Here is a 1,332-nt window from a genome sequence, read left to right on the forward strand (position 1 = left end):
GCCGGCGCAAATCAGTGCCCGCTCCCCCAATTCTGCGCAGGCCGCGCTGATCATTTCGGCCGTGAAGGCCGGAGATTCGACCGGTATGCTGCCGAAGGCGAAGCAAATGGGCGGTGCCCCCGCGGCTATCCAGTCCCGCGCCTCGTCGTCGGCGTCTGTGGAGAGGTTCATCGCCAGCGCACCCACAAAGGGCCGTCGGCCATTCCACTTCTTCCATTCGGCGGCCAACCCCGGGAAACAAAAGTCATCGTAGGCCTGGATTTCCAGCGAATGGCGCTCGGCGATTCGCCGGTGCGTAGGGCTTGTCGACTTGGGCAGACCTAGCTCACGGCGATGTGCGTCCTCGAAGCCCTTGTTCATGCGCCAAGACAGCCACTTGGATACCTTCATCGCGAAGCGCGCGATGGGTCCGGGCAATAGCGGGATCAACCGTCCGTTGGGCCGTACCGGGTAGTAGTGCAGGGTGACCAGCGGAATGCCGTAGTGCTCGGCGACATTGGCTGCGGCCTGCTCGCACGGAATGGTGGTGAACAGCAGATCGGCTCCGTCCGCCAGCGATGTCAACGTCGCGCACACCTCCGTCCAGCACTGGATCGATAGCGCCGACACCTGGAGCCCGAACCTGATCAGATCTCGAATCCTCCAGAAGCTCCGAAAAAAACATGTCCAGAATCTGCGCTGTGCGGCCATGTACGCACGGGTGTCCGTGCCGTAAGCAACCGCCGCGAGCCCGGCCGATTCGACGAACGGAATCAAGTCGGGCGGGACGGCCATGCACACTTCGTGGCCCCTGCGCAGCAACTCACGGCCGACTACAACCGACGGCTCGATATCGCCTCGAGTCCCGTAGCTCGCCAACACAAATCTCATTGCGGATCTCAAACTTTCGGTTGTCGCGCCGCCCGGCGACGTATCGTTCCCGAACCGAGCCAAATGCCGACGACGCGGGTCGACGTACCCACGGCCGGCCACAGCCCCGGTGCCCACATCTCCGGTAGAGCCAGAGCCTAGACATGGCTCCGCGGCGACGGCAGGTTTCGGCGTCCGCCGCCCACATTGCCAACGGGTTCCGTGAGTCAGCGCAACTCGCTGAACTAGCACTGGGTGTCCGGTTATGCTGCGGTCGTCTGGGCCGAGGGCGTGGGCCGCCGCTTGCAATCCGACGATGCGCCAGGGAATCGAACAGTCATGACCGCGATGAAGTTTGTGCTGGCAAATTGGGGAACGCGTGGCGAGGTCGAGCCGTACCTAACGATCGGCCGTGAATTGGTTCGCCGCGGGCATGACGTGAGTATGGCCGTCGCTCCCGAAATGGTCGATTTCGTCGAGTCA

The 1,332-nt window shown here is 63.1% G+C and carries 2 protein-coding genes; one reads left to right on the top strand and one right to left on the bottom strand.

Annotated elements, in window-relative coordinates; all coding sequences use genetic code 11:
• Positions 1 to 870 (bottom strand): glycosyltransferase (locus A9W96_RS33310; RefSeq protein WP_156765234.1); only part of this gene is annotated, 870 nt, incomplete at its 3' end.
• Between the two features lie 327 nt (positions 871 to 1,197).
• Here A9W96_RS33310 and A9W96_RS33315 point away from each other — a divergent pair.
• Positions 1,198 to 1,332, top strand: a 135-nt coding sequence (locus tag A9W96_RS33315; RefSeq protein ID WP_197499385.1) for a glycosyltransferase, incomplete at its 3' end; no start/stop codon positions are given.

Source organism: Mycobacterium sp. 1245852.3 (assembly GCF_001669335.1).
GTDB lineage: Bacteria > Actinomycetota > Actinomycetes > Mycobacteriales > Mycobacteriaceae > Mycobacterium > Mycobacterium europaeum_A.